Source organism: Methylobacterium sp. WL120, assembly GCF_008039465.1.
Lineage (GTDB): Bacteria > Pseudomonadota > Alphaproteobacteria > Rhizobiales > Beijerinckiaceae > Methylobacterium > Methylobacterium cerastii.
The window spans coordinates 1-1052 of the sequence record NZ_VRUT01000354.1; the positions used below are offsets into that span (position 1 = coordinate 1).

The 1052-nt window shown below is 66.2% G+C and carries 1 protein-coding gene; it reads left to right on the forward strand.

What is annotated here, in order from left to right; genetic code table 11:
• Positions 1-1052, forward strand: a 1052-nt coding sequence (locus tag FV229_RS26965; protein ID WP_187275310.1) for a porin, incomplete at both ends; no start/stop codon positions are given.

Below are 1052 nucleotides of genomic sequence, written 5' to 3' on the forward strand. Positions count from 1 at the left end.
CGCGCCGCGTCGTTCTTCGACTTCTACGCCCACGACTTCGAGTTCGCCGGTGCCACCGCCGGCTCCGACATGGCCTCGACCAACCTCGCCGCCTACACCGCGACGCTCGGCAACGGCTTCTCGGCAACGATCTCGATGGAAGACCCGGCCTATCGCCGCACGCCGATCTTCTCGCCGTCGATCAACATTGCCGGCGTGGCAACCAACTCGGCGCTCGCCAACTCGGGCCTGCTGCTCGGCAGCTCGCCGGTTCCGGTGTTCATCGGCTACACCGGTGCGGTCCCGACCCGCTACAGCACCATCGATGCGATCGAGCGCAGCCGGATGCCCGACTTCGTCGGCGCTGTCCGATACGACGCAGCGTGGGGCTCTGCCCAGCTCTCGGCCGCCGTGCACGAGCTGAACGTCGGCAACGTCGCTGCTGGCGCCGGCACCGGTGCCGGCACGAACGTCAGCATCGCCCACACCAACAACGCCTACGGCTACGCCGTGCAGGGCGGCGTGAAGGTCAACCTGCCGTTCATCGCCCCCGGCGACACCCTCTACCTGCAGGGTGCCTACGGCAACGGAGCGCAGCTCTACACCGGCTACTCCGCGTACACCGGCTCGTTCACGCAGAGCACCACCACCATCCAGGGCCAGAAGTTCGCGCAGTTCTTCTCCGACGCGACGATCAACCCCTTCACCGGTCAGCTCTCGACCTCCGAGACTTTCACTGCCGTCGCCTCGCTTCTGCACTACTGGTCGCCTGAGTGGCGTTCGGCCTTCTTCGGCTCCTACGGCGAGCAGTCGTTCTCGGCAGGCGCCCGCGCCGGCCAGGGCAACGCCTACACGCTCTACAACAACCTTAACGGCACCAACTTCGGTGGTAACTCCGTCGGCACCCCGGGCACCCGTTTCTACAACCTCAGCCAGGCGCTCCGCGACACCTACCAGTTCGTCGCCGGCGCGAGCCTGATCTGGTCGCCGGTCAAGGACCTCGATATCGGTGTGGAAGGCTTCTACACCCAGATCGGCGTCAAGAACGGCCGCGTGATCGACCAGGACAAGGA